This window comes from Catenulispora rubra (assembly GCF_015356825.1).
Taxonomy (GTDB): domain Bacteria; phylum Actinomycetota; class Actinomycetes; order Streptomycetales; family Catenulisporaceae; genus Catenulispora; species Catenulispora rubra.
In genome coordinates this window covers 1-24,699 of sequence record NZ_JAACYW010000107.1, presented here as the reverse complement: position 1 = coordinate 24,699, position 24,699 = coordinate 1, and the positions used below count along the sequence as shown (strand labels likewise).

The following is a 24,699-nucleotide window of genomic DNA, read 5'->3' as shown; positions in this document are numbered from 1 at the left end:
GTGGGTTGAACACGAGGGGGACGTGCAATGCCGGATCTTGCCGTTGACGTCGACGCGCTGGACACCTTCGGCGGCCAGTTGGAGTCCATCAGGACACGGATGAACGCCGCGCGCGACTGGATGCACCAGTACGACGGACAGATGGGCGCGGCGGAGGTCGAAAACGCGCTGCACTCGTTCGCGTCGGGATGGAAGGACGGCCGGTCGGAGATCGACGGATCGCTGAAGGCCTTGTCCGACATGCTGAAGAACTCGGCGGAGAACTTCCGGCAGATGGACACCGATCTGGCGAAGCCGCTGCAGCAGAAGCAGTAGCAGGCCGGATCCGACGCGGCGTCGGCGGCCGAGGGTCGCCGGCACCGCCGGTTGAACGCTGTTGGACAGTTGAACGCCCCGTGGAAATAAGAGGAGCTGACGGTACTCTGTCAGCTGCTTGTCAGACGTACGGGGAGGGAACCGATGACCGAGCAGCCTAATAGCGGTCAGCCGTACTACGGTCAGCCGAACCAGCAGCAGCCGCAGCAGCCCTATGCGAACCCATACCCGCAGCAGCCGTACCCGCCGCAGCAGTACGGGGCGCCGCAGCCGTATCCGCAGCAGCAGTATCCCCAGGTCCCGCCGCAGCAGTATCCCGGCCAGCAGCCCGGCGGCCAGCCTGCCGGTCAGCCGTATCAGGGGCAGCAGTACCCGGGACAACAATTCTCGGGCCAGCAGTACCCAGGGCAGCAGTTCCCCGGCCAGCCGCCGCAGGGTCCGGACCAGAGCCAAGCCCCGGCAGGGCCGAAGCCGAAGAAGAAGCACGGCTTCTGGTGGTACTTCCTCGTCATCCTCTTCAGCCCCCTCATAGCCGTCGCATTCGTGTTGTACGGCCTCTACTGGACCCTCTGCTGGGTCCTGACCCCGGTCGCGCTGGTCCTGCACTTGGTGTTCTGCGGCCTCGGCCTCATCTGGTACTCGGGAGTGAAGGTCCTGGCATCGGGCCGGTCGAAGTTCCGCCTGTTCCAGCCGCTGTACCCCAAGTTCCCGCCGCTGTGGACCGGCCAGTACTGGATCGGGCTGAACAAGACCATCCGGTCGTTCTTCGAGTTCCTCGGCGGGCTGGCGGAGCTGCTCAACTGGTGAGCTACCGGGCCAGGTCCGCCAGGTGCCCGGCCATGACCGTCCGGGCCTCGTCCACCGTCAGCCGGGGCGGATCGGCCGTCAGCTGGATCACCAGTCCGTCCAGCAGCGCGTGCAGCCGCCGGGACTCCAGGGCCTGATCCCGGCCGGGCCCGAGCCGCCCGATCCGGTCCAGCACCATCACGACGCTGTCCACCGAGCCCCTGATCGCGTCGTCGATCTCCTGCCGCCGCCGGGCCAGGCGGAGGTCGGACCGGGCCAGCGTGACCAGGGCGAACCAGACCTCGGATTCCGCCCGCCGCGGCGGGTCCAGCGGCAGCAGCTGCTCCAGGTGCTCCTGCAGCACCTCCGGCGTAGGCACCTTGCCGCCGCCCTCGTGCAGCTCGCGGACCCGGTCCTGCGCCATGCCGACGATCAGGTCCACGGCGAACAGGACCATCTCCGCCTTGTCCGGGAAGTAGTGCCGCAGCGCCCCGGCCGACCAGCCGGCCTCCTGCGCGACCGAGCGCACCGTCACCGCGTCGAAGCCGTCCCGCAGCGCGACCCGCCACAGGGCCTCGCTGAGCTCGGCGCGGCGGAGCTCGTGGTCGACGACTTTCGGCACGGCGCCATTCTCACACACGTGTGTTAGATTGTTTTTGATACCGCTGTGCTAAAAAACGGGAGGCAGCCATGGACGGCGGATGGACTCGACGGGGACCCTGGTGGCTCTACGTGCTCGTGGTCGGCGGCCTGAACGTGGTGCGCCAGATCCTGTTCCCGCCGTCGCGGGTCGGGAGCCTGGCGACGATCGGCCTGTTCTTCGTGGTGCTGATCATCAGCTTCGTCGTGATCGAGCTTCTGCGGCTCCCACGACACCGGGCCGACCGGCCCCGATGATGGCGGGGTCGGCCGGCCCGGCGGTCGGCGGACCGGTCCCCACGGTGGTGGGTCCGGTCTATTGGGCCGGTTGTTGAATCCCGGCCCGTCCATGGTGGAGAAACAGGCTCCTCTGCCGCAACATTCCTCGGCATATCCGCAGTGTGGCGAACGCCTCAGATCACTGACTCGCGCCCGGGGCCGCGGCCTGCCGCAGCTCTTTGCGATAGGCACCGGGCGGCATGCCGAACCGCCGCTTAAAAGCCTTTGCGAACGCGAACTCCGACGTGTAGCCGTTGCGCTCGGCGATCGCCGCCAGCGGATCGCCCGACTGCCGCAGCATCCGGGCCGCCGTGACCATGCGCCAGTCGGTGAGGTAGGCCAGCGGCGGCTCGCCCACGACGGTCGCGAAGCGGCGGGCGAACGCGGCGCGCGACAGCCCCGCGCGCTCGCCCAACGACTCTACGGTCCAGGGATGGCCGGGGTCGTCGTGGATGGCCTGGAGGGCCGGGGCGACTACCGGGTCGTCGAGGGCGGCGGCCCAGCCGCGGGCGCGCTGGTCCGGCTGCTCGGCATACCAGGACCGCAGGATATAGAGGAGAAGCAGGTCGACCAGCGTCGCGACGACCGTGTCCGAACCGGGCTGCGGCGCCTGGATCTCCGCGCAGAGCTGCTCGACCGCCGAGCGCAGCGCGGGATGCCGGCCGGGGCGGGCGAGCAGGTGGATCACGTCCGGCAGGTCGCCGAGGACCGGATGCCGGCGCTCGACGTCCAGCGGGTACGCGCCGCACACCAGCACCGCGGCGGCGCCGTCGCCGGGCACGGTGAAGCGGCCGATCGGCGAGCCCGCGCCGACCTTGTCCGGCACGAAGTCGATCGCCGGGGTGCCGGGCGTGTCGCAGAGGGTGTGGCCGCTGCCGCGCCGCAGGAAGATGATGTCGCCGGCGCCGAGCGCCAGCGGTTCGCCGTCCGGTGGCACCAGATGGCAGCCGCCCTCCGCGACCACGTGGAACCCGGCCCCGGCGACCGGCTGGAAGCGGACGGCCCACGGCGCGCGGGCCTCGGTGCGCACCACCGAGGGACGGCCGGTGCGCAACGCGTCGAGGGCGTCGCTGAGAATGTCCATGACGCCACGGTAGCCGCCGTTCGGCGAGACGATAAGACAGTGAATCAAGATTCTTAGCCATTCATCGTCTCGCCAAGCCGTCGTACTTTCATCGCATGACGACAACAGGGCTCGAACAGACGAAGGCGGACGCCGCGTCGGGCCCGGCCCGGGCGCGCCGGCCCCTGGGCCCGGACGCGGGCCTGTCCAAGAAGACGACACTCCTGTTCTCCGCCGCGGCCGGGATCGCGGTCGCGAACCTCTACTACGCGCAGCCCCTGCTCACCGCCATCGCGAAGTCCTTCGGCCTCGGGCCCGGCACCGCCTCGCTGCTGGCCACCGTCGGGCAGGTCGGCTACACGGTCGGGCTGGCGCTGCTGGTCCCGCTGGCCGACGTCGTCAACCGGCGGCGGCTGCTCGTCGGGCTGCTCGCGGTGACGGCGGCGGCGCTCGCCGTCTCGGCCACCGCGCCGGGGTTCGCCGTCCTGGTGGTCTCGGCGGCGGTGCTGTCCACGGCGGCGGTGGCCGGGCCGGTGCTGGTCCCGTTCGCCGCGACGCTGGCCGAGCCGCGGCAGCGCGGAGCGGTGACGGGGTCGGTGATGAGCGGCGTGCTGATGGGGGTCCTGCTGTCGAGGACCGCCGGCGGCCTGCTCGCGCAGCTCGCCGGCTGGCGCGCCGTCTATGCGGCGGCCGCCGTGCTGACGCTGGGCCTGGCCGTGGTGCTGCACCGGGTGCTCCCCGACCTCGCGCCGTCCCAGCACCTCGGCTACGGCGCGCTGCTGGCCAGCGTGGTCCGGCTGGTGCGCGAGGAGGCGGTGCTGCGGCAGCGGATGGCGTTCGGCTTCCTCGGCTTCGGGGCGTTCTCGGTGCTGTGGACGTCGGTCGCGTTCCAGCTGGCGCGGCCGCCGTACTCCTTCGGCGAGGCGGCGATCGGCCTGCTCGGCCTGGCCGGGGCGGCCGGTGCCGCGGCAGCGAAGGCGACCGGCCGGGCCACCGATTCCGGGCGGGACGGCCTGGTCAGCGGCCTGATGTTCGCGACGATGCTCGGCGCCTGGCTGCTGCTCGGCGTGCACGGCGGGCACTGGCTGATCGCGCTGGTGGCCGGCGTCGTGGTGCTGGACCTCGGGGTCCAGGGCGCGCACGTCACCAACCTCGCTGTCGCGCTGCGGCTGCGTCCGGAGGCGCGGAGCCGGATCACCACCGCCTACATGACCGCGGTGTTCCTCGGCGGGGTCGCCGGTTCGGCGGTTTCCGGCGCGGCGTTCGCGGCCGGCGGCTGGACCGCGGTCGCCCTCACCGGGGCCGCGTTCTCCGGAGCGGCGCTGGTGTTGTGGGCGGTCGGCGCGATCACCGGCCGGCACAACTGAAAGTTGGTTTTCGACAGCAACGCTTTGTCGTACTCGCGGCGTCGTAGTGGTTAGACGGGTTCTGGACCGTGGGGCGGTCCGGAACCCGTCTGATTTTCAGCGCGCGACTCGTCAGCGCACGACTTTCAGCGTGCGACGCCGAGCCCTTCGAGCACCTGCGCGCCGGGCAGGCCGGCGATCGCGGTACCCGGCAGCCACAGCTTCGATCCGCGGATCCCGGAGCCGATGCACGCGACCGGGGCCGCGGCCACCGCCGCGTCGACCAGGATCGGCCAGTCCGCGGGCAGGCCGATCGGCGTGATGCCGCCGTACTCCATGCCGCTGAGCTCGACGGCCGTGTCCATCGGGGCGAAGGACGCCTTGCGCGCCCCGAGGTGCTTGCGGACCAGGGAGTTGACATCAGCCTTCGTGGTCGCCAGGACCATGCAGGCGGCATAAGAGGTCTGCTCGCCGCGGCGGGCTGCGACGATCACGCAGTTCGCGGACTCCTCGGGCAGCACTCCGTACGCGGCGCAGAACGCCTCGGTGTCGGCCAGCTCGGGGTCGATCGGCGCCACCTCGACCAGCGGGGCGAGGGCCGGCAGCGCGCGCAGCGCGGTCGCGACCGGCACCGCGAGCAGGTCGGGGCGGTCCAGGGCGGGGGTGCGGACTACGGCTTCGGCGGGCATGGACCGAATCTACGCCGGTGGTCCGAGCGGCGCGGAGGCCGCTCGGGGTCGGGGTTCCGGTTACCGCACGGCTTACAGCGCGACTTACAGCACAACCGGGATCGGCGCCTCGGCCGTGCTCGCGGTGGCGGTCGCGGTCAGCTCGGCGGCCAGCACCGCGCGGTGCGTGGGTCGGGCCTCGGCCAGCCGCTGCATGCCCTCGTCGGTCAGCACCACGAAGACGCCGCGCCGGTCGGAGCTGCACAGGGTCCGCGTGACCAGGTTCTGGGTCTCCAGACGGCCGATCATCCGCGACAGCGCGCTCTGTGTGATCGGGACGTGTGCGGCCAGCTCCTGCACCCGGGGCGGTTCGGCGCAGTCGTACTCCGACAGCGTGTCCAGCACCTCGAACTCGCTGGCCGACAGCCCGTGCTGCCGGTCGAGCTCCAGCTCCAAGGCGTTCCACACGCGGGTTTTGCGCGCGACGAGCTCTCGCCACTGTTCGACGAGGCTTCGCTCAAGGAGGGACTCGGTCTCCATGGCGCCATGATAACACGTGCGAGCGCACAAGGTTCTCCCGCACAAGGTTCCTTCACATAAAGTGCTCCTGCATAAGTTGCTTGCACACTAAGTGCATGTGCATGTAATCTTCCCGGCATGAGCCACAGCGACACCTCGACAACTCTGCGTCCCGGCGAGTCCGCCTCGTCGGGACGTTGGCCACTTCGTTTGTGGGGCGCCCTCATAGTTCTGTGCGGTGCCCTGTTCCTCGACGCCCTCGACACCTCGATGGTCGGCGTCGCGCTGCCGTCGATCCGTGAGTCCCTGCACCTGTCCACCTCGTCGTTGCAGTGGGTCGTGAGCGGTTACGTCCTCGGCTACGGCGGTTTCCTGCTGCTCGGCGGACGCGCGGCGGACCTGCTCGGCCGGCGCCGGGTGTTCCTGACCGCGCTCGCGGTCTTCGCCGTGGCCTCGCTGCTGTCCGGCCTGGTCGACGACGGCAGCCTGCTGATCGCGACCCGGTTCGTGAAGGGGATCAGCGCGGCGTTCACCGCCCCGGCGGGCCTGTCCATCATCACCACCACCTTCGCCGAGGGGCCGGACCGCAACCGGGCCCTGAGCATCTACACCACCTGCGGCGCCGCCGGGTTCTCGCTCGGCCTGGTGCTCTCCGGCCTGCTCACCGAGGCCGGCTGGCGCTGGACGCTGCTGGTCCCGGCGCCGGTGGCGGCGCTGATCCTGGTGATCGGCGCGAAGCTGATCCACCGCGACCAGCCGGTCGCCAAGGAGGACCGCGGCGGGTACGACATCCTGGGCGCGGTGACCAGCACCGGCTCGGTGCTGCTGCTGGTCTTCGGCATCGTCCGGGCCCCGCAGATCGGCTGGCTGGCGCCGGTCACCATCGGCACGTTCGTCGCGGCGGCCGCGCTGGCGGCCGGGTTCGTCGTCACCGAACTGCGGGTCGCCAACCCGCTGGTGCGGCTCGGCGTGCTGCGCTCCCCGTCGCTGATCCGGGCCCTGATCGGCGGCGGCCTGATGTTCGGCGGCTACGCCTCGTTCCAGTTCGTCGTGACGCAGTACCTGCAGACGCTGTCCAAGTGGAGCGCGCTGCACACCGCCCTGGCGTTCCTGCCGGCCGGCCTGATCGTCCTGGTCGCCAGCTTCAAGATCGCCGACGTTCTTAACAAGTACGGCACGGCCCGGGTCGGCGTCGCCGGCTTCGCCGCCCTGTCGCTGGGCTACCTGCAGTTCCTGCGCATCGGGTCGACCCCGAGCTGGTGGGTGATCCTGCCCTCGATCGTGCTGCTGGGCCTGGGCTTCGGCCTGGCCTTCCCGGCGATCAACGTGCAGGCCGCCTCCGGCATCGCCGACGAGGAGCAGGGCCTGGTCTCCGGGCTGCTGAACACGGCGCTGCAGGTCGGCATCACCGTGGTGCTGGCCGCCTCGACCGCGATCATCGCCGCCAACGGCGGCAACGCCGCCCAGAGCAACGCGCAGGTGCTCGCCAGCTACCGGCCGGTCCTGGTGTTCGTGGCCGTGGCCACGGTCGGCGGCCTGCTGATCCTGGCCGGCGGACTGTTCCGCAGCCGCCGCACCGCGGTCGAGTCCACGCTCGCCGAGGAGCTCGAAGACGAGCTCGACGTCCTGGTTCTGCGCGAGCAGGACTTGATGGTCTGAGGTCACCAGCCGTCTGTTGGACGCCTGAGCGCGCATCGGCGCCGGCCCCCGGGAACGGGGGACCGGCGCCGATGAGTTTCGCGAGGCGGTTTCGTCTGTTGTGCTGGGGCGGGAAACGCCTCGCGATCCACGACCGACAAACCAGAACCACGAGCCAGAGCCAGAGCCAGAGCCAGAGCCAGAGCCAGAGCCAGAGCCAGAACCACGAGCCAGAGCCAGAGCCAGAGCCAGAGCCAGAACCAGAACCAGAACCAGAACCACGAGCTAGAACCAGAACCACGAACCGCTGGAGGACCGCCATGGCCGACAAGACCGTCGCCGAGAAGCTCGCCATCAAGCCGGGCCGCTCGGTCTGGACCTCGCATCCGGAGCGGTTCGCCGAGGTCGGTCAGCTGCCGGACGGTGCGGAGCGGATCGAGGACCTGGCGGCGGCCGACGTCGCGGTCCTGTATGCCGACGACGCCGACTCGGCGCGGGCGTTGTTGACCGTGAACCAGGCCGACATCGTCAAGCCGCCGGTGGTCTGGATCGCCTACCCGAAGGCCAACCGGACCGACATCAATCGCGACAGCCTGTGGCCGATCGTCGTGGAGTTCGGCATGCGGCCCAACGGACAGGTGGCGATCGACGAGGTCTGGTCCGCCCTGCGGTTCCGCGCCGACAAGCCCGGCGAGGAACCCTTCAAGGGCGGCGCCAAGAAGTAGTGCGGGCGCCGCTGCTGTCAGCCGGCGCCCCGGAGGCAGCTGCCGCCACTACTTCCACTGCTTCTAGTGCTGCTGCCGCTGCTGCCGAGCAGCTGCTGCTCGACTACTCGACTACTCGACGACGATCTCGACCGGGATGTTGCCGCGGGTCGCGTTGGAGTACGGGCAGACCTGGTGCGTGGCCTCCAGCAGGGCCTTGCCCTTCTCGCCGTGCAGCTCCTCGGGAAGCTCGGCGCGCAGCACCACCGACAGGCCGAAGGCGCCGCCGTCCAGGCTGTTCAGCGTGACCTCGGCGGTCACCGAGGCGTCGGAGACGTCCACGCCCTGCTGCTTGGCGACCAGCTGCATCGCGCTGGCGAAGCACGCCGAGTAACCCGCGGCGAACAGCTGCTCGGGGTTGGTGCCCTGGCCGTTGCCGCCCAGCGACTCCGGGAAGGCCATGTTCAGGTCGAGCTTGCCGTCGTCGGTGAAGGAGCGGCCTTCGCGGCCGACGGAGGTGGCGACGGCGGTGTAGACGGGCTTCATGAGCGGGCCTCCAAGGTGCGGGAAGGGCTTGGACTAGACAGATCTGTCTGTCTGGTTCGCTGCTTACAGTAGACAGATCTGTCTGGTACCGTCAAGTATGTGAGGTCAGCCCGTACCCGAGTTCTCGAAACCGCCACGCTGCTCTTCTATCTGGAGGGCATCCACACCGTGGGGGTCGATCGGGTGATCGCCGACGCCGGAGTGGCGAAGGCGACCTTCTACCACCACTTCAAGTCCAAGGAAGAGCTGGTCGTGGCCTATCTGGCCACCGAGTACGAGCGCCAGCGCGAGCTGTTCGCCGGGGTCCCGGGCGTCGGCGTGGAGCGCATCGAGACCATCCTCGCCAAGCTGGCCGAGGTCAGCGTCGGGCCCGGGTTCCGGGGCTGTCCGTTCCTCAACGCGGCGGCGGAGTTCGCCGATCCCGACCACCCGGTCCGCCACCTCGTCGACGACTACCGCGCCTGGTACCGCAGCCTGATGCGCGACATCCTCGTCGCCGCCGGCCGCTCCGACGTGGACCTGAAGGCCGATCTGCTCCTGCTGGTGCGGGACGGGATCGCCGTGGCCGGCGGTCTCGGGGACAAGGCGGCCGTGGAGGCCGGCGTCCGGACCGCCCTCGCCGGGCTGTGAGGGTTCTGCCCCGTCCGGTGCTTGGCGTCCGGTAGCCGGCTCGGCACCCGGTTCGATCTCAGGCCGAGGTCACTGAGACCGCGCCGGCGTCGGACGACACCTTCACGTGGTGGCTCGCGGCGGGATCGTAGGGGACGTCCACGGTCCGCGCACCGGCCTTGCTCGACGCGTCAACCGCGTGGGCCCCGTTCGGCACCGCCACGCTCACCTCGCCGGCGTGGTCGACGACGGTTACGGCGACCGAGGCCGGCACGGTCACGTCGTAGGCGATCCCGCAGCTGTCGCCGCACCCCGAGGTCAGGTCCAGGACGCCGCCGGTGACGGTCTGGCCCGGGGTCGGCGGCTGGTCGATGTGGTAGTCGATGTCGCGGTGCACCACGACGCCGCCACCGGTGTCCCCGGCGTGGATCATGATCTGCCCCGCGGGGTTGTCGATTCGTAGGGACTGGACCTTCTGGGTGATCGTGGCGTCGTTCTCGACGTGGTGGTCGTTCAGGTAGCTGCACCCTGACACGCCGACCCGGCCTGGATTCGTTCCACCTGTGCTGCGCATGGCACCCACACCCATCGGTGACGAGTCCGCGACGGCGCTGCTCGCCCTGCGGCCGTGGTCCAGCCTAGAGAGTGCAGAGATAGCTTGCAAAGCATCTCTGCAAACATCTTTGCAGAACTCTCGGCAGCTCGGGGTGTGCGAGGTAGGGTGACGCCGTGCCCTCAACGCCTCCCGAGCCGATCGGCACCGCCGCCGGCGACCGGTCCACCATCTTCCGTGTGCTGGCCAACCCGCTGCGCCGCCGGATGCTCGCTTACCTGCAGCAGCATCGCGAGGCCAACTCCACTAGCCTGGCCAAGGCCCTCGGCGAGAGCACCGGCACCACCAGCTACCACCTGCGCAAGCTGGCCGAGCTGCGGTTCGTCGAGGAGATCCCGGAGCGCTCGACCGGCCGCGAGCGCTGGTGGCGCGCGCTGCCGATCCAGCTGGAGGCGCCGGACCCCTCGACGATGGACCCCGCCGAGTTCGCCGCGCTCGCGGACCGGGCCCGGGAGCAGGCGACGCACGACATCGACCTGTACTACCGCGTGCTCACGCAGTACGAGGGCCCGGAGGGACCGGCGCAGATCTTCCGCGGCGGGTTCTGGATGACCAAGGAAGAACTGTCGGGATTCCTGCGCGAGTACAAAGAACTGCAGTGGAAGTACGGGCACGCCGACCCCCGGGAGGCGCCGGAGGGTGCGCGGATGATGGCCTTGCGGATGTTCGTCATCCCCGAACCGCCGGAGGATCCTCCAGGGCAGTGAGGTCAGGCCACGGGCAGGACGATCGCGGAGCCGGGGCGGATCGCGACGTGGAACGCCTCGCGTCCGGCGGCGAAGCGCGGGTGGGCGCCGCCGCTGATCTGGACGCGTATTCGATGGCCGGGCAGGATGCAGTGGGCTGTCGAGGACATCGGTATGGTGACGGCGGTCGGCGGTGCTCCCGGATCGGTGCTCGTCACGCGGGCGACGCCGTCGCAGACGTTCCGGGACCGGCCGCGGTCGTCGACATCGCAGAGCCGGACGAACAGCGTCGCCGAAGGTGCCGCTCCACCGGGATCGGCCAGGATTTCGGCGGCCACCGCACCGACGACCTCGATCGCCTCGGTCAGCGGCGGACTGGTGAACACCAGGACGTCGTCGCGACGTTCCAAGGCCCTGTTGTCCCGCACGCCTGCCTTCTGCGCCAGGCCGCTGCCACCGAGCGATGGAGTCGGGTCGGAAGGGTCGTAGCGCACGGTTCCGGTTTCAGCCCGGGTCTGCGGCGGCTCGCGTGACAGTCCGCCGTCAGGGTGCGGATACCAGGCCACCGGTACGGCCGCCGGGGGCCAGGCTGACAGATCACGCCACTCACTGCTACCGCCGCCGCCAGCGCCGCCACCAACGCGGCCACCAGCACCGCTGACGGCGACGCGGACGCGCCCCTTCGGAGGGGCCAGGTCGACCAAGTGTCCGCGCAGCCAGGCCAGGGATTCGGCGAAGACCGTCTCGAGGCCCCGCTGCAACGTCGCGGTGTGCGTCCACGGCCCGACCAGCAGCGATCGACGTCCGGACGGCAGCCGCGCGTACTGCTGGAGCGCCTGGTCCAGGGCCACGTCGGACCAGCCGCTGACCACCAGCGTCGGGACCTCGAAGCCGCTGGCCGCGGCCAGGGGATCCGTGCCCTGCCAGTAGCCGTCGGCGGCGTCGGGATGCGCCACGGCGCCGGTCAGGAAGGCCGGACTCTCACCCATGACCTGCGCGTACGCCTCGACCGGCGATTCGGCCCGCACGATCCGCTTCATCGCCCGCGCCAATCGCAGCATCGCGCCGAGGAACCGCCGCAGGCCGAGCTGCTGTGTCTGCACGGCCGTGGTGGCGATCAGCACGTCCTCCAGGGCGAACAGGCCGTTCCGGTGGAAGAAGCCGTGCGGGTTGTGGAGCGGGACGTGCACCACCATTGCCTTCAACTCCGGCGGGGGGTCCGCGGCGAGCGACCACTGCGCGTACGCCATCCCGCTCGGCCCGACCATGCCGAGCCGACCGTCGAACCAGGCCTGGCGCCGCAGCCACGCGATCGTCGCGCGGCCGTCGGGCCCGTCGTCGCGCCAGGGCTGGAAGACGCCGCCCGATCCGGCGGTTCCGCGGGCGCTCTGGATCAGGACGTGGAAACCCTGCTCGGCGAAGGCCAGGCCGTACAGGGCCGCCCACGGGAAGCCGCGACCGTACGGCGAGCGCACGACCAGCGTCGGGAAGTCCTGCGCCGCGACCGGATCCGGGAAGTAGTGGTCGGCCAGGAGCTCCACGCCGTCGGCCATCGGGACCGACAGGCCGGGCTCCCATGACACGGCGAACTGCGGCCTGGGCAGGGCGCCCAAGGTTCGGCGGGCGATGCGGGTGCTGAGCGGGAGCTTCATGGCGGGGCCTCCTGGCGGCTGGTTTCCGTAGTTCTCGTACCATGTACGAGAATAGGGCTGGCAAGATTGTCTGTGCAACCGATCTTCACGATCACCAGGTCAGGGCTCGAAGGAACCGAAGGAACCAGGGGAATCAAGGCGTGGATCCCGAAACGTTGTGGTCCGAGCGCCGCCATAACCGGGGCCGGCCGCCGGCGCACACCCGGGAGGCGGTGGTCGCCACCGCCGTCGGCGTGGCCGACGCCGAAGGTCTCTCGGCGCTGACGATGCGCCGGGTGGCGACCGCCCTCGGCTCCGGCACGATGTCGCTCTACACCTACGTCTCCGAGCGGGACGCGCTGCTGGAGCTGATGATCGACGCGGTGATCGGCGAGCAGCAGCTCCCCGCGCCGACCGGCGACTGGCGCGCCGACCTGACCGCCTTCGCCCGGGACCAGCGCACGCTGATGACCCGCCACCCCTGGCTGCCGGTGGCGCTCGCCGGCCGCCGCACGCTCGGCCCGAACACCCTGAAGGCGCTGGACCACGCGCTGGCCGTGCTGGCGCCGTCAGGCATGTCGCCGCGGGCCCGAAGCGAGGCCTTCGCGCTGGTCAGCGGCTTCGTGGCCAGCCACGTGGGCTACGAGGTGGCGCAGCAGCAGGCGCTCGGGCGGACCGACGACGTGCGCGAGTTCGTCGCGTCGAACGCGCGCTATCTGGCCGCCGCCGTCGGGTCGGGGGCGTATCCGCACCTCGCGGAGGCGATGGCGGCGGACGGCGCGGAGCCTCCGGAAGCCGACGAGACCTTCGAGCGGATGCTCGCGCGGGTCATCGGCGGGCTGGGATAGCGACCGGAGCAACCTGCGCGGCGGCCGAGCGTCATTGTCAACGAGAAGACTTTGTCCAGGGGAGGAAAACCTATGAACGTCAAGGCGTCTGTCGCCCTGGCCGTCCTCGCGGTGTCGACCGTCGGGATCAGCGCCTGCGCATCGTCCGTGTCGAAGGGCGGCAACGCCGCGGCGCCCGGCGCCGGCGGTTCGACGAGCGCGACGGCTCCGGCGACCCCGGCGACCTCGACGCCGCAGGGGACTCCCACCACCTCGGCTTCGACCGACGCCTCGGCCACGCCGACCACCGGGACCACCCCGCTCCACACCAACGTCCCGGACGCCGCGATGCTGAACCTCCCGGACCTGGCTCCGCCCCGGGACGGGTCCTGGAAGTCGAACAGCGTCGGCCAGACGGTCTCCGCGGCGCAGATCATCGACCCGGACGACTGCGACCCGGTCGCGCGTCCGCAGTACGTGGACCCCAACTACCCGGTCAACAAGGCCTGGGCGACCATGCGGAACGTCACCTGGTCGAGTGCGAGCAACGCGCAGGTCAGCGAGTCGGTGCTGACCTACACGTCCACCGCGGTCGCCGCCGACGACTTCGCCAAGCACCGCGGCTGGATCGCCGGCTGCGCGGTCCACTTTCAGTGGACGGACCAGCCCGCGAAGTTCTCGGTGTCGAACGTCCACCTCAACGGCGTGGCCGACGCGTACGCGATCCGCGTCGCGATGTACCCGCCCGACCAGCCGGCCTCGACCGCCGGCAGCCAGGGCTACGTCTACATGACGGTCATGCTGCGCGGCAACAGCCTCACCGTGCTGACCGTGTCCGAGTCGGGTACCGGGGGCGCGAAGCCGCAGGAACCGGCGTTGAGCGCGGTTCAGCACGATGTGCAGGTGGCCGCTGCCAAGGTCGGGAAGGCCTTCCCGTCCGGGCAGCACTGATCAGCGAGAGCTCAGGGTTCAGCAAGAGCTCGGGGTCGGCGGGTCGGTCGCCGGACCGTTCGCGGCGTCGAGCGCACGACCGTCAGCCGACTCAGCCGACTCACCCGACCTGCCCGGCGAACTCCTCCCGCCCCCACTGCGAAGGGCTCATCCCCTTCGCCCGCTTGAAGGCGACGCTGAACGCGAACGCGTCCTGGTACCCGACCGCCTGCGCCGCGGCGGCGACCGTCGTCCCGTCCTCGTCGCGCAGCAGGTCGGCGGCCAGCGTCATGCGCCAGTCGGTCAGGTAGGCCATCGGCGGCTGTCCCACCAGCTGCGTGAAGCGCGCGGCGAACGCGGCGCGGGACAGGCCGGCGACGGCCGCGAGCTCGGCGACCGTCCAGCGCCGCGCCGGGTCGGTGTGCAGGTGGTCCAGCGCGGCGCCGATCGAGGGGTCCGCGAGCGCCGAGTACCAGGAAGGGAAGACCGGGCCGGAGCGGGCGCACCACCCGCGCAGCGCCAGGACCAGCACCAGGTCGAGTGAGCGGTGCAGGACGGCTTCCTGGCCGGGCTCGTCGCGGGCGGCCTCGTCGGCCAGCAGGGCCAGGGCCGCGCCGGTGCGCGGTCCGGCCGGGACGACGCCCAGCGGCGGGAGCATCGCCAGCAGGCGGCGGCCGGCGTCGCCGCGCAGCTGGAAGATCCCGCGCAGGACCGTCGTCGCGCCGGGCAGGCCGTCGCCCCAGGTGCGCGGGGCCAGGTTCGCCTCCAGTTCCGGATGCAGCGCGGGGTCGCCGAGCAGCTGCTTGCGGCCGCCGCTGATCACCACCTGCGGCGGCGTGGCCAGATCGTCGGAGATGGTGTGCCGGGTGCTGTGCGCGACCAGCGCGATGTCCCCTGCGGCGAGCTGCACCGGAGGTACCGACGGTACATCCTCCAGCCGCAGTGCCGCGTGCCCGTTGAGGGTGGCGAACACCGTGAGCGCCGGGGCTTGCGCGTAGGTGATCGACCACGGAGGCCGTTGGACCAGCTGCCGTACCTGCGCGTCCGCGGCTCCGGCGCGGCGGAGTAGATCGCTGAGCGTGTCCACAGGCCCAGGCTAGACGATCACAAAGGCTTTGGCGACGTTCTCCCATGGAGAGTCCACGCCGATCACGATTACCTGAAGAGGTGAAGAACTTCCTGATCCTCGGCGGTACCGGCAAGACCGGCCGCCGCATCGCGTCCCGCCTCACCGCCGCCGGCCACTCGGTCCGGACCGCCGGCCGCACCGGCGGCGACGTCCGGCTCGACCTCGACGACCCAGCCACCCACGCCGCGGCCGTGGCCGACGTCTCGGCCGCCTACCTCTTCGAACCCAGCCCCGACGCCGGCCGCCAGACCACGCCGCGGATGGCGGCCCTGGTCGAGGCCGCGGTGGCGGGGGGCGTCCAGCGCCTGGTCCTGCTCACCGCGCAAGGCAGCAGCAACGAGCAGCACGGGCTCCACAGCACCGAGCAGACCGTCGTCGACTCGGGCCTGGAATGGACTGTCCTGCGGCCGGGCTGGTTCGCGCAGAACTTCAGCGAGGACTTCTGGCTTCCGGCGGTCCGCAGCGGAACGCTCGCGCTGCCCGGCGGCGAGGGGCGGCTGCCCTTCCTCGACGCCGAGGACATCGCCGACGTGGCCGCGGCCGCGCTCACCGAGGACGGCCACGCCGGTCAGGCCTACGACCTCACCGGTCCGCGGGCGATCGGCTTCGGCGAGGCCGCCGAGCTGATCGCCAAGGCCTCGGGGAATCCGCTCCAGTACCTCGACATCACCCCTGAGGAGTACCTGGAGCAGCAGTTGTCCGCCGGGGTCCCGCAGAACGCGGCCGAGCGCATGACGCGCTTGGTGATGATGGGCCGCGACGGTGCCGTCGCAGGCCTGGCCGACGGTGTCGAACGCGCGCTCGGCCGGGCTCCGCGCCGCTTCGAGGACTTCGTCGTCGCGGCGGCCGCCACCGGCTGCTGGAGCTGAGCGGCCGGCGTTCGCCGAGGCGCGTTCACCGGATGGCGGCAGCCTCCGCCGCCTGGGGGCGCGCCGCCGCCGCACCCCGGTTACCAAGGAGCCATGCCCGACTTCCTGACCGGTGAGCAGTACGAGATCACCGCCGGCCCCTACCGCGCGGTGATCACGGGAGAGGGCGCGGGGCTCAGAGAGCTGACCCACGACGGCGATCCCCTCGTCCTCACCTACGCCGCCGACGAACCAGCGCCGGCGGCGTTCGGGCAGCTCCTGATCCCCTGGCCGAACCGCGTGGACCGGGGCCGCTACACCTTCGACGGCCATGACTACCAGCTGGACCTGTCCGAGCCGGAACTGGACAACGCGATCCACGGACTCATGCGCTGGGCCGCCTGGTCTCCGGTGGAGCAGCGTCCGGATGCCGTCCGCCTCGCCTGCGCGCTGCACGGCTCGACCGGCTACCCGTTCCGCCTCGACGTCGAGGCGGAGTACCGTCTGGACGCTGCCACCGGCCTCACGGTCATGCTCGTCGCGACCAACCCCGGCACCCGGTCGCTGCCCTACGCCCACGGCACGCACCCCTACCTCACCGTCGGCGAGCCGCTCGACACCTGCACCGTCCAGCTCCCGGGCGGCTTCTACCAGCCGGTGGACGACCGGATGATCCCGACCGGCGGGCCGAAGGACGTCGCGGGCGGTGAGTACGACCTGCGCGCCGGCCGGGTGCTCGGCGACCAGATGATCGACATCGCCTTCACCGGCCTGGACCGCGGCACCGACGGCCTGGCCCGGGTCCGGCTGACCGGCAGCCGGCGCAGCGTCTCCTTCTGGCTGGACAAGGCGCAGCCGTGGCTGGAGATTTACACCGCGGACAACGTCCCTGCCGACAGCCGCCGCCGCGGCCTGGGCTGCGAGCCGATGACCGGCCCGCCGAACGCCTTCGCCAGCGGCGTGGACCTCATCCGCCTGGAACCGGGCGCCGAGTACCGCGGCTCGTGGGGGATCGCGGCCGGCTGACCCGCCGTCTGCATGACTTACCGTCTGCCCGACCCGCCATCCGTCTCCCGGTTCCGCCGACACCACCAGCAAGGGAGCCCGCTCATGCCGCTGTCCGCCAGCGTGACCTCGACCCACAACCACGATCTGGAGGGCGCCGACGTCCTGGTCCTCTACGGCATCACCGGCGACCTGGCCAAGAAGATGCTGCTGCCGGCGCTGTACCGGCTCACCGAGCGCGGCATGCTCAAGGTGCCGGTGGTCGGCGTGGCCTACTCGGACTTCGACGACGAGGCGCTGCGCGCGCATGCGCGGCAGTCGGTGATCGACGCCGGCTACACCATCGACGAGAAGGTGTTCAAGAAGTTCGCCGCGGGCCTGAGCATCGTCACCGGCGACTTCGCCGATCCGGCGATCTACGCGAAGGTCGGCAAGGCGATCGCCGGGAAGGGGTTCGCCGCGCACTACCTGGCCATCCCGCCCTCGCTGTTCGACAAGGTCGCCGCCGGGCTGGCCGAGGCCGGGCTGAACAAGAACGCGCGGCTGATCGTGGAGAAGCCCTTCGGCCACGACCTCGCCTCGGCCCGGGAGTTGGAGGCCGTGCTGGAGCAGTACTTCGACCGCGACCACCTGCTGCGCGTCGATCACTTCCTGGGGGACGAGTCGGTCGAGGGCCTGGGCACCTTCCGCTTCGCCAACACCCTGCTGGCCCCGGTGTGGGACCGCTCCTCCATCGACAACGTGCAGATCACCCTCGCGGAGGACTTCGACGTCGCCGACCGCGGCTCGTTCTACGACGCCGTCGGCTGCCTGCGCGACGTCGTCCAGAACCACCTGTTCCAGGTCATGACGCTGCTGGCGATGGACGCGCCGACGGTCGGCGACGCGCAGGCGCAGTCGCTGGAGAAGTGGCGCTTGCTGCACTCGGTGCGCACCGTCGACCCGGCGGACGTCGTGCGCGGGCAGTACGAGGGGTACCTCGACGTGCAGGGCGTGAAGAAGGGCTCGCACACCGAGACATACATCGCGCTGCGGCTGTGGATCGACAACTGGCGCTGGGCCGGCGTCCCGTTCTACATCCGCAGCGGCAAGGACCTGGCGGTCACCGCGACCGAGGTGTGCGTGCAGCTGCGGCGGCCGCCGTCCGAGCTGTTCCGGGGGTTGGCCGCCGACGTCCCGCCGAACCTGATCCGGATCCGCCTGGAGCCCGGCGCCGGGATCGCCTTCGAGCTGATGGCCCGCCGGGGCGAGCGCGGCCAGCTGCCGGTGGCGTTCCCGATGGGCATCGACTTCGAGAAGGTTCTCGGCGGGCAGGCCAAGCCTTACGAGAACATCCTTTTCGCGGCGATCGTCGGCGACTCCAGCGGGTTCGCGTTCTTCCCGGCCATCGAGGAGAGCTGGCGGATCGTCGGTGACATCCTGGAGCCGACGAAGCCGACCGTCTACAAGTCTGGCAGCTGGGGGCCGGAGGCGGCGGCGAAGCTGCCTGGGGCGGACGGCTGGCACGATCCGGCCGAGGAGCTGCTCGAAGAACCGCAGGTTGAGGACGGGGCGCCTGCGCCTAAGCCGAAGCCTGCGGCGAAGGGTGCGGCGAAGAAGAAGTAGCAGCGCGGCAGCGGAAGCGGATCGGCCGCTGGCCGGCGGTAGACCAACCACTCTGCCGCCGGCGCAGGAGGCTGCGGTTCACCGGCGATGCCGACGGCGATCAGCGCGATCGACCGCCGAGCCGGCGTCGGTGCGCCCGGCGTCGTACGAGGCTGCGGAGGTCCCGGTCCCGGCCTCCGGCACCGGCTGCATGCCGAACCGCTTGAACAGCGCTTGCTGCACCTCGTTCGTGTCGCGGTTCTTCGTCTCCGGCACGTAGCGGCCGACGAACATCAGGCCGACGACACATACCCCGGCGAAGATCAGGAAGGTCTGGCCCTGGCCGATCCCGTTGGCCACGGTCAGGAAGGACTGGCTGACGATGAAGTTCGACAGCCAGTTCACCGTGGTCGCCGCGCTGGAACCGTCGGCCTTGGCCCGGGTCGGGAAGATCTCGCCGACCAGGACCCAGAACACCGGGCCCAGGCCGCTGGCGAAGGCCGCGATGTAGGCGACCATGAACAGCAGCGTCAGGTTGGAGTTCCAGCTCCAGATGAAGCTGAAGCCCAGCAGCGCCACGAAGCCGGCCATCCCGGCCAGCGAGAGCAGCAGCAGCTGGCGCCGGCCGAGGCGGTCGATGGTGTTGATGGCGACGATGGTCATCACGAAGTTGATGATGCCGATGTAGACCGAGTAGATGATCGAGTTGCTGGCGCTGCGGCCGGTCTGCTCGATGATCGTCGGGGCGTAGTAGATGATCGTGTTGATGCCGCCGAACTGCTGCAGCGCGGCCATCGTCAGGCCCACGACCATCGCCGGGCGCACGGACGGAGTGAGCAGGATCCGCCAGCCCTTCTCGTGCGTACTGCGTGCCGCCTCCTGCCGCGCGGCCTGTGCGGTGCGCTGCCCGTAGACCTCGATGATCTCGTCGGCCTGCGCGGCGTCGGTCACCTTCAGCAGGTTCTGGCGGAGCTTCTCGACGCGGCCCCGCGTGTACAGCCAGGTCGGCGACTCCGGCACCACGAACCACACGCCCAGGCTCAGGACCAGCGCCGGGATCGCGCCGAAGGCGAACATCGCGCGCCAGTTCCCGCTGCTGGAGAACGCCAGGTCGATCAGGTACGAGCAGAGGATGCCGACGGTGATCAGCAGCTGGTTCAGCGACAGGATGCGGCCGCGGATGTTCGCCGGGGAGATCTCGCCGAGGTAGACCGGGACCTGCGCCGAGGCGCCGCCGACGGCCAGGCCGAGGATGAACCGCGCGGCCAGCAGCGTCCCGTAGTTCTGCGACACGACGGCGATCAGCGTACCCAGGCCGAACACCAGACCGAAGACCGTCACCGCCTTCTTGCGGCCCAGCGAGTCCGAGATCCGGCCGGCCACCAGCGCGCCGATCATCGCGCCGATCAGCAGGACGCTGACCACGCTGCTCTTCTCGGAGTTCGACAGGTGGAAGTCCTTGGCGATGTACAGCAGCGCGCCGGACACCACGCCGGTGTCGAAGCCGAACAGGAAGCCGCCGACCGCGATGATGAGCGCCCAGCCCCAGACCCGCCGCTCACCGGCCTTGGGCAGGGTGATCGTGATCGGCCCAGTGGTGCCGGGTTCCCGGGAGAAGCCTTGCATCGGTCGCTCGCATTCTCACGTGCCAGGGCGGGGCGGCGGTCGCCTCTGCCATCGTGGTCGTGCCGGGCGCCGACGGCATGCGTGGTGACCCGAACGGTGAGCGGCCGGACGGGGGATTTTGGGGTTTTCGATGGGCTGCGTCTGGGAGCTTGGCTGTCTGGTTGCCTGGCTGCCTGGCTACAGTCCGGCTAGATCCTGGCGAGTGGCTAGAGCCCGGCGAGCAATCGCGGCTCGCCGCGCTCCTGTGCCAGCCGGTCTCGTTCCGCCAGGATCTCGGCGCTCTCGGCGTCCGCGGGGAGGAACGATTCGAGCACCGACTCCGCGACCGTGACGTCTACGGCTGTGGCGAAGGCTGTCAGCGCCGTCATCAGTCGCAGTTCGCCTTCACGCACGGTTAGGCGCATTGGCACGGCGAAGCCGAGGTGGGTCTGGTCCACCGGGGCCTCTGGAACGTAGCCGGCCAGCTCCTCCACCAGCGCGTCCAAGCCTTGGGCAGGACTCTGCATCGCCAGCAGCCGCAGATTGTCGATCACGTGGCGTCCCCACTGCGCGAGGTTGGCGACGCGCGGTGCGACGCCGTCGGGGTGGAGCATGATGCGCAGGAGGTTGATCGGCGGGGCGAGTAGTTCCGGAGAGCAGCCTTCCAGGAAGATCGAGAAGGCCCGGTTGGCCGCGATCACGCGCCCCGGCCGTCGGAGCACCAGTGCTGGATACGGCAGGTGGCCTTCGATGACCCGCTCCAACGCCTCGCGCACCGGAGACATCGCCGGCGCGTCGTAGCTGGTCTCTTCGTATGCCGGGGCGTAGCCGGCTGAGAACAGCAGGGCGTTGCGTTCGCGCAGTGTGAGCCGTAGTGACTCGGCCAGCCGCAGCACTATCGGGCGCCCCGGGTGCGAACGGCCCTGCTCCATGAAGCTCAGGTGGCGCTGCGTGGTGCCGGCGCGGTTGGCCAGCTCCAGCTGGCTCACGCGGCGCAGCGTTCGCCAGCGGCGCAGCTCGGTGCCGAACGCTGGGGAGGGCAGCGTTGATGAGATCTGGGAGATCGCGGTGCTCACAAAGGGAGTCTTCGGCATCGCAGCGCCGGCGGTCCATTCCCTGTAGGGAATTGGATCATCGCGCGCGTCGCCGCATGGTGAAGTCATGCGTACTTATCGCTTGCCCGGCGCCGGCTTGCTCGACGACATCATCGCCGGCACCGAAGACACGCCGACCCCAGGCCCGACCCAACTCCTGATCAAGGCCAAGGCTGCCTCGATCAACCGTCGCGACCTGCTCATCACGACTGGCCGATACCCGCTGCCGGCGCGCCCCGATGTGATCCCGCTCAGCGACGGTGCTGGCGAGGTCGTGGGAATCGGGGACGCCGTCCGCCGCTTCTCTGTCGGTGACCGTGTTACCGCGTCGTACTGGCCGCGCTGGATCAGTGGGCCGCTGCGTGCGGATGTCATTGACCAGCTGGGTTGCACGTCCGACGGCTGGCTGGCCGAGTACGTGCTGATTGACGAGGCTGCGGCGGTTCGCATCCCCGACCACCTGAGCTATGCCGAGGCCGCTGCGCTGCCATGCGCGGGTGTGACGGCGTGGAACGCCCTCACGCGGCCCGGGACGTTGACCGCGGGACAGACGGTGCTGGTCCTGGGGACTGGCGACGTCTCGGTGTTCAGCGCGCAACTTGCGAAGGTGATGGGTTGCCGCGTCATCGCCACCACGTCGAGTGCGGCGAAGGCGGAGCGGCTGCGCGAGATCGGGGTGGACGAGGTGGTGGATTACGTTGCGACGCCGGAGTGGGCCAAGGAGGTTCGTGCGCTGACCGGAGGCGCGGGCGTCGACCTGGTCGTGGAGACGCAGGGCCCGGCCACCTTCGGGCAGTCGCTGCGCGCTGCTGCTGCTTACGCGAAGATCTGCCTGCTGTGGGTGGTGTCTGAGAAGCCGGGGGCGATCACCATCACTGAGGACGATCTCAGCGGATCGCTGGCCACCGTCTGGCGGGAGTTCGTCGGGAACCGTTCGGAGCTCGAAGCGTTGTGCCGGGCGGTCGGGGCGCATCGGATTCGTCCGGTTGTGGACCGGGTGTTCGGTTTTGGCGAGGCGGTTGCTGCGTTTCGGTCGTATCGCGATGAGGGGAGCTTCGGGAAGGTCGTCATCGAGATCGGTTGATGTCACAGGTTGCCGGGCTGTCTCGTCTTGGTTGATGACGAGCCGACACGATGATTACGGCGGCCAAGGAAGAGATGGGTCATGACGCGCGATGAGGAGTTCGAGGACCTGCGGCCGCTGCTGTTCTCGATCGCGTACCGGATTCTGGGGAGTGTGGCCGAGGCCGAGGACGCTGTGCAGGACACATGGTTGCGGTGGCAGGGGGCCGCGACGGTGCCGGTGTCAGTTAAGGCGTTCTTGTCGGCGGTGGTCACGCGGATCTCGATCGATGTGCTGCGTTCGGCTCGGGTGCGGCGGGAGGAGTACGTCGGGCCGTGGATGCCTGAGCCGCTGTTGTCGGATCCGTATGAGGATCCTGAGCGTGCGGCGGAGTTGGCGGACTCGTTGTCCACGGCCGCGTTGCTGCTGCTGGAGCGGCTGTCTCCTTTGGAGCGCGCGGTTTTCGTGCTTCGCGAGGTGTTCGGCTTCGGATTTCCGGAGGTGGCGTCGGCGGTCGGTCGCTCGGAGACAGCGTGCCGGCAGCTCGCGGTCCGTGCGCGGCGGCATATGAATGACGGCCGGCCGCGGTTCGAGGCCGACCGCCGGGAACGCGAGGAACTGGCTGAGCGCTTTTTCGACGCCTTCCGCGTGGGGGATGTCGCCGGGCTGCGCGAGCTGCTGGCGGCCGATGTGTCGCTGGTTGGTGACAGCGGCGGCAAGGCTCCGCTCGTCGCGCAGGAGGCGTATGGGGTTGAGGCCGTGGCGGCGTTGATGGGGCTGGTGGCGGAGCGGTTTGGACGGATCGGGGTGAGCCTGGAACCGCATACGCTCAATGGGCAGCCTGGCGCTATCTTCCATGCGCCGGACGGGAAGGTGCTCAGTGTGATGACGCTTGATGTGCTCGACGGACGGATTCAGGCCATCCATGCGGTGGTGAATCCCGACAAGCTTGGGCATGTGGGGCCGGTTGCGGATATTTGGGCGCTGAGTCGTGCGGCGGCGGAGGTTGAGGCGGTGGCGGTGGCGGTCGCGGAGGTAGGGGAGTAGGAGTAGAGGGAGTAGGCAAACTGGCTGTTCCGATATCTCGGGTCGCCTTGATATCTCGGGCTTGCTCCGATACCTCGGGCGCCGACATCTCGCACTCCGACATCTCGGGGCGGCCCGTCAGCGTCTCGTGGCACGCTCCCGATCGGCCGCGTCGAAAGCTGCCAACGTCCGTGCACCTGCCATCAAAGCGTCCGCAAGCCCTTCCATCTGCACAGGATCCAGCCCGCCGAGCTCTTCTGAGATCTCCTCCGCAGCGTCCTTCGCGATCTCCGTCGCCACGATCTCCGGCGCGCTACCGGGACCCAACTTGCTCACCGCGGCTGCGGCGCGCGTCGGCGTCAGCAACGCTGAAGCCTGCACCACCAGCCACGCCGGGACCCCCGCCGCGCCTTCCGGCGGCGCGATATACGGTCGGGCGCCGGCGAAGCGCTCGTCCTCCGCGAAGGCCTTCTGCTTCACCTTCAGCATCGGGCGTTCGGCGCCTTCCTCCCACTCGACGGCCGGCTTCAGGACATAGCCTTCCGCCAGGTTGTCCTCCACTTCCGGCAAGCCGAACAACGCCGGCACGCGGCTCGGAAACGCCGCCGGCAAGTCCTGCAGCTGCTTCAACGCCCCGCGCGCCAACACCGGCACGTTCAGAAGCCCAGCCTCCGAGGCGGCAGCGCGGACCTCCCGCTCCGCGACCCACCAGCGGCGCTTGCTGGGCGCGCTGGGTTCGTCGGGCTCGCCGAACTCGCCGAACTCGCCGGGCTCGCCGGGCTCGTTGGATTCGCCGAACTCGTTGGATTCGCTGGGCTCGCTGGGTTTGTCGGGCGCGCTGGATTTGCTGGTTTTGCCAAGCGTCACCTGCGCGTCAAACAGCAGCCAGAACAGGCCTGGCGCATACCAGACCCCGGTCTGCACCGGCTGCGCGCCGTCGACCTCCGCGACATCAGGATGCGGATAACGGCCGCCGGCCAGTTCCCCGTACAGCGTCACGATCGCATCGTCGGCCAGACCGGCACCGCTGCGCAGCAACGCCGCACATCGCGCTGCCGCCACGGCCACCGTCGGCCAGATCCGGCTCACGCCGAAGAACTCGTCGAGCTCGTCCTCGTCGAGCAGCTCCCGCCGCTTCGCGGGCCGGACGCCAGAGGCGTCGCAGACGAGCGCGAAGTGCGCGCCGTGCACCTTCTCGGTCGCGACCCACTCGCGCGCGGCGGGGGTGTTGCCCTTGCCCTTCGACGCCATTTTTGGATACGGGCGTAGCATTCGCGGATCTTCGCTCATTTCGGGCCTGGCGGACAACTGATATACGGGCGGGGCTGCGGCTGCGGCTGCGGCTGCGGGTGTGGGTGTGAGTGTCCCCCGAGTTGCCGGAGGTTCAAGATCATGTGGTGATTGATCCCGTGAGAGGAGCCGATCCGATGGCACCGCCGAGGAAGTACCCGCCGGAGTTGCGGGAACGCGCAGTCCAGATGTATCGCAGCACCCGGCCCCGGCCGGTGGTCCGGCGTCTGGCCGAGCAGCTCGGGGTGCATCCCGA

The 24,699-nt window shown here is 70.2% G+C and carries 26 protein-coding genes; 15 read left to right on the top strand and 11 right to left on the bottom strand.

The window, feature by feature from the left end; translation table 11 throughout:
- Positions 1–27: 27 nt before the first annotated feature.
- Positions 28–315, top strand: a complete 288-nt coding sequence (locus tag GWK61_RS26710; protein WP_194912461.1) for a hypothetical protein — start codon at positions 28–30, stop codon at positions 313–315.
- Between the two features lie 144 nt (positions 316–459).
- Complete coding sequence (locus tag GWK61_RS26705) at positions 460–1,122, top strand: hypothetical protein (RefSeq protein ID WP_194912460.1); 663 nt, start codon at positions 460–462, stop codon at positions 1,120–1,122.
- A 1-nt stretch (position 1,123) separates the two neighbouring features.
- Here the strand turns inward: GWK61_RS26705 and GWK61_RS26700 are convergent, their stop codons facing one another.
- Positions 1,124–1,723 carry a TetR/AcrR family transcriptional regulator gene (locus GWK61_RS26700; protein WP_194912458.1) on the bottom strand — a complete coding sequence of 200 codons (600 nt, stop codon included), beginning with the start codon at positions 1,721–1,723 and terminating at the stop codon, positions 1,124–1,126.
- Positions 1,724–1,791: 68 nt separating this feature from the next.
- Between GWK61_RS26700 and GWK61_RS26695 the strand changes: the two genes are divergently transcribed.
- Positions 1,792–1,998 carry a hypothetical protein gene (locus tag GWK61_RS26695; protein WP_194912456.1) on the top strand — a complete coding sequence of 69 codons (207 nt, stop codon included), beginning with the start codon at positions 1,792–1,794 and terminating at the stop codon, positions 1,996–1,998.
- Positions 1,999–2,158: 160 nt separating this feature from the next.
- On the opposite strand, the gene GWK61_RS26690 is transcribed toward GWK61_RS26695, so the two are convergent.
- On the bottom strand, positions 2,159–3,103 hold the full coding sequence (locus GWK61_RS26690) for an AraC family transcriptional regulator (RefSeq protein WP_194912455.1): 945 nt from the start codon (positions 3,101–3,103) through the stop codon (positions 2,159–2,161).
- A 95-nt stretch (positions 3,104–3,198) separates the two neighbouring features.
- Here GWK61_RS26690 and GWK61_RS26685 point away from each other — a divergent pair, with 95 nt between their 5' ends.
- A complete protein-coding gene (locus GWK61_RS26685; RefSeq protein ID WP_194912453.1) occupies positions 3,199–4,449 on the top strand; it encodes an MFS transporter in 1,251 nt (416 codons plus the stop codon).
- A gap of 125 nt (positions 4,450–4,574) precedes the next feature.
- Here GWK61_RS26685 and GWK61_RS26680 read toward each other — a convergent pair whose 3' ends face one another.
- Both GWK61_RS26680 and GWK61_RS26675 read right to left on the bottom strand, forming a co-directional pair.
- Positions 4,575–5,117: a YbaK/EbsC family protein gene (locus GWK61_RS26680; RefSeq protein ID WP_194912452.1), complete on the bottom strand. Its 543-nt coding sequence runs from the start codon at positions 5,115–5,117 to the stop codon at positions 4,575–4,577.
- Between the two features lie 84 nt (positions 5,118–5,201).
- On the bottom strand, positions 5,202–5,636 hold the full coding sequence (locus GWK61_RS26675; protein ID WP_194912447.1) for a MarR family winged helix-turn-helix transcriptional regulator: 435 nt from the start codon (positions 5,634–5,636) through the stop codon (positions 5,202–5,204).
- A gap of 117 nt (positions 5,637–5,753) precedes the next feature.
- On the opposite strand from GWK61_RS26675, the gene GWK61_RS26670 reads away from it, so the two are divergent.
- Complete coding sequence (locus GWK61_RS26670; protein WP_194912445.1) at positions 5,754–7,274, top strand: MFS transporter; 1,521 nt, start codon at positions 5,754–5,756, stop codon at positions 7,272–7,274.
- A gap of 299 nt (positions 7,275–7,573) precedes the next feature.
- Positions 7,574–7,978, top strand: a complete 405-nt coding sequence (locus GWK61_RS26665; protein ID WP_194912444.1) for a hypothetical protein — start codon at positions 7,574–7,576, stop codon at positions 7,976–7,978.
- Positions 7,979–8,089: 111 nt separating this feature from the next.
- On the opposite strand, the gene GWK61_RS26660 is transcribed toward GWK61_RS26665, so the two are convergent.
- Positions 8,090–8,503: an organic hydroperoxide resistance protein gene (locus GWK61_RS26660; RefSeq protein WP_194912442.1), complete on the bottom strand. Its 414-nt coding sequence runs from the start codon at positions 8,501–8,503 to the stop codon at positions 8,090–8,092.
- 99 nt (positions 8,504–8,602) lie between these two features.
- On the opposite strand from GWK61_RS26660, the gene GWK61_RS26655 reads away from it, so the two are divergent.
- Positions 8,603–9,133 carry a TetR/AcrR family transcriptional regulator gene (locus GWK61_RS26655; RefSeq protein ID WP_194912441.1) on the top strand — a complete coding sequence of 177 codons (531 nt, stop codon included), beginning with the start codon at positions 8,603–8,605 and terminating at the stop codon, positions 9,131–9,133.
- A gap of 58 nt (positions 9,134–9,191) precedes the next feature.
- Here the strand turns inward: GWK61_RS26655 and GWK61_RS26650 are convergent, their stop codons facing one another.
- Entirely contained in the window at positions 9,192–9,686 is a 495-nt protein-coding gene (locus GWK61_RS26650) for a hypothetical protein (RefSeq protein WP_194912439.1), read from the bottom strand.
- A gap of 155 nt (positions 9,687–9,841) precedes the next feature.
- Between GWK61_RS26650 and GWK61_RS26645 the strand changes: the two genes are divergently transcribed.
- Complete coding sequence (locus GWK61_RS26645) at positions 9,842–10,432, top strand: ArsR/SmtB family transcription factor (RefSeq protein WP_323747765.1); 591 nt, start codon at positions 9,842–9,844, stop codon at positions 10,430–10,432.
- Between the two features lie 2 nt (positions 10,433–10,434).
- Here the strand turns inward: GWK61_RS26645 and GWK61_RS26640 are convergent, their stop codons facing one another.
- Positions 10,435–12,063 carry a CocE/NonD family hydrolase gene (locus tag GWK61_RS26640; protein ID WP_194912437.1) on the bottom strand — a complete coding sequence of 543 codons (1,629 nt, stop codon included), beginning with the start codon at positions 12,061–12,063 and terminating at the stop codon, positions 10,435–10,437.
- A 140-nt stretch (positions 12,064–12,203) separates the two neighbouring features.
- Here GWK61_RS26640 and GWK61_RS26635 point away from each other — a divergent pair, with 140 nt between their 5' ends.
- Both GWK61_RS26635 and GWK61_RS26630 read left to right on the top strand, forming a co-directional pair.
- The gene (locus tag GWK61_RS26635; protein WP_194912430.1) at positions 12,204–12,890 is read left to right on the top strand and encodes a TetR/AcrR family transcriptional regulator C-terminal domain-containing protein; all 687 of its coding nucleotides are present in this window, start codon (positions 12,204–12,206) and stop codon (positions 12,888–12,890) included.
- Positions 12,891–12,962: 72 nt separating this feature from the next.
- Positions 12,963–13,820, top strand: a complete 858-nt coding sequence (locus tag GWK61_RS26630) for a hypothetical protein (protein WP_194912428.1) — start codon at positions 12,963–12,965, stop codon at positions 13,818–13,820.
- A gap of 100 nt (positions 13,821–13,920) precedes the next feature.
- Here the strand turns inward: GWK61_RS26630 and GWK61_RS59780 are convergent, their stop codons facing one another.
- Complete coding sequence (locus GWK61_RS59780) at positions 13,921–14,886, bottom strand: AraC family transcriptional regulator (protein WP_194912426.1); 966 nt, start codon at positions 14,884–14,886, stop codon at positions 13,921–13,923.
- Between the two features lie 80 nt (positions 14,887–14,966).
- Here GWK61_RS59780 and GWK61_RS26620 point away from each other — a divergent pair, with 80 nt between their 5' ends.
- The 3 genes from GWK61_RS26620 (at position 14,967) to zwf (ending at position 18,386) form a co-directional block, all read left to right on the top strand.
- Positions 14,967–15,797 carry an NmrA family NAD(P)-binding protein gene (locus GWK61_RS26620; RefSeq protein ID WP_194912424.1) on the top strand — a complete coding sequence of 277 codons (831 nt, stop codon included), beginning with the start codon at positions 14,967–14,969 and terminating at the stop codon, positions 15,795–15,797.
- A gap of 93 nt (positions 15,798–15,890) precedes the next feature.
- A complete protein-coding gene (locus GWK61_RS26615) occupies positions 15,891–16,802 on the top strand; it encodes an aldose 1-epimerase family protein (protein WP_194912418.1) in 912 nt (303 codons plus the stop codon).
- A gap of 84 nt (positions 16,803–16,886) precedes the next feature.
- Complete coding sequence (gene zwf / locus GWK61_RS26610) at positions 16,887–18,386, top strand: glucose-6-phosphate dehydrogenase (protein ID WP_228562990.1); 1,500 nt, start codon at positions 16,887–16,889, stop codon at positions 18,384–18,386.
- Positions 18,387–18,464: 78 nt separating this feature from the next.
- On the opposite strand, the gene GWK61_RS26605 is transcribed toward zwf, so the two are convergent.
- Together GWK61_RS26605 and GWK61_RS26600 are read right to left on the bottom strand one after the other, a co-directional pair.
- Positions 18,465–19,991, bottom strand: coding sequence for a sugar porter family MFS transporter (locus GWK61_RS26605; protein ID WP_194912417.1), 1,527 nt, complete (start codon positions 19,989–19,991; stop codon positions 18,465–18,467).
- 206 nt (positions 19,992–20,197) lie between these two features.
- Positions 20,198–21,064, bottom strand: a complete 867-nt coding sequence (locus tag GWK61_RS26600; protein ID WP_194912415.1) for a helix-turn-helix domain-containing protein — start codon at positions 21,062–21,064, stop codon at positions 20,198–20,200.
- 97 nt (positions 21,065–21,161) lie between these two features.
- Here GWK61_RS26600 and GWK61_RS26595 point away from each other — a divergent pair, with 97 nt between their 5' ends.
- Both GWK61_RS26595 and GWK61_RS26590 read left to right on the top strand, forming a co-directional pair.
- The gene (locus tag GWK61_RS26595; protein ID WP_228562989.1) at positions 21,162–22,148 is read left to right on the top strand and encodes a zinc-dependent alcohol dehydrogenase family protein; all 987 of its coding nucleotides are present in this window, start codon (positions 21,162–21,164) and stop codon (positions 22,146–22,148) included.
- 81 nt (positions 22,149–22,229) lie between these two features.
- Positions 22,230–23,174, top strand: coding sequence for an RNA polymerase sigma-70 factor (locus GWK61_RS26590; RefSeq protein ID WP_194912410.1), 945 nt, complete (start codon positions 22,230–22,232; stop codon positions 23,172–23,174).
- 117 nt (positions 23,175–23,291) lie between these two features.
- On the opposite strand, the gene GWK61_RS26585 is transcribed toward GWK61_RS26590, so the two are convergent.
- A complete protein-coding gene (locus tag GWK61_RS26585) occupies positions 23,292–24,404 on the bottom strand; it encodes an RNA ligase family protein (protein WP_194912404.1) in 1,113 nt (370 codons plus the stop codon).
- Positions 24,405–24,699: the final 295 nt, after the last annotated feature.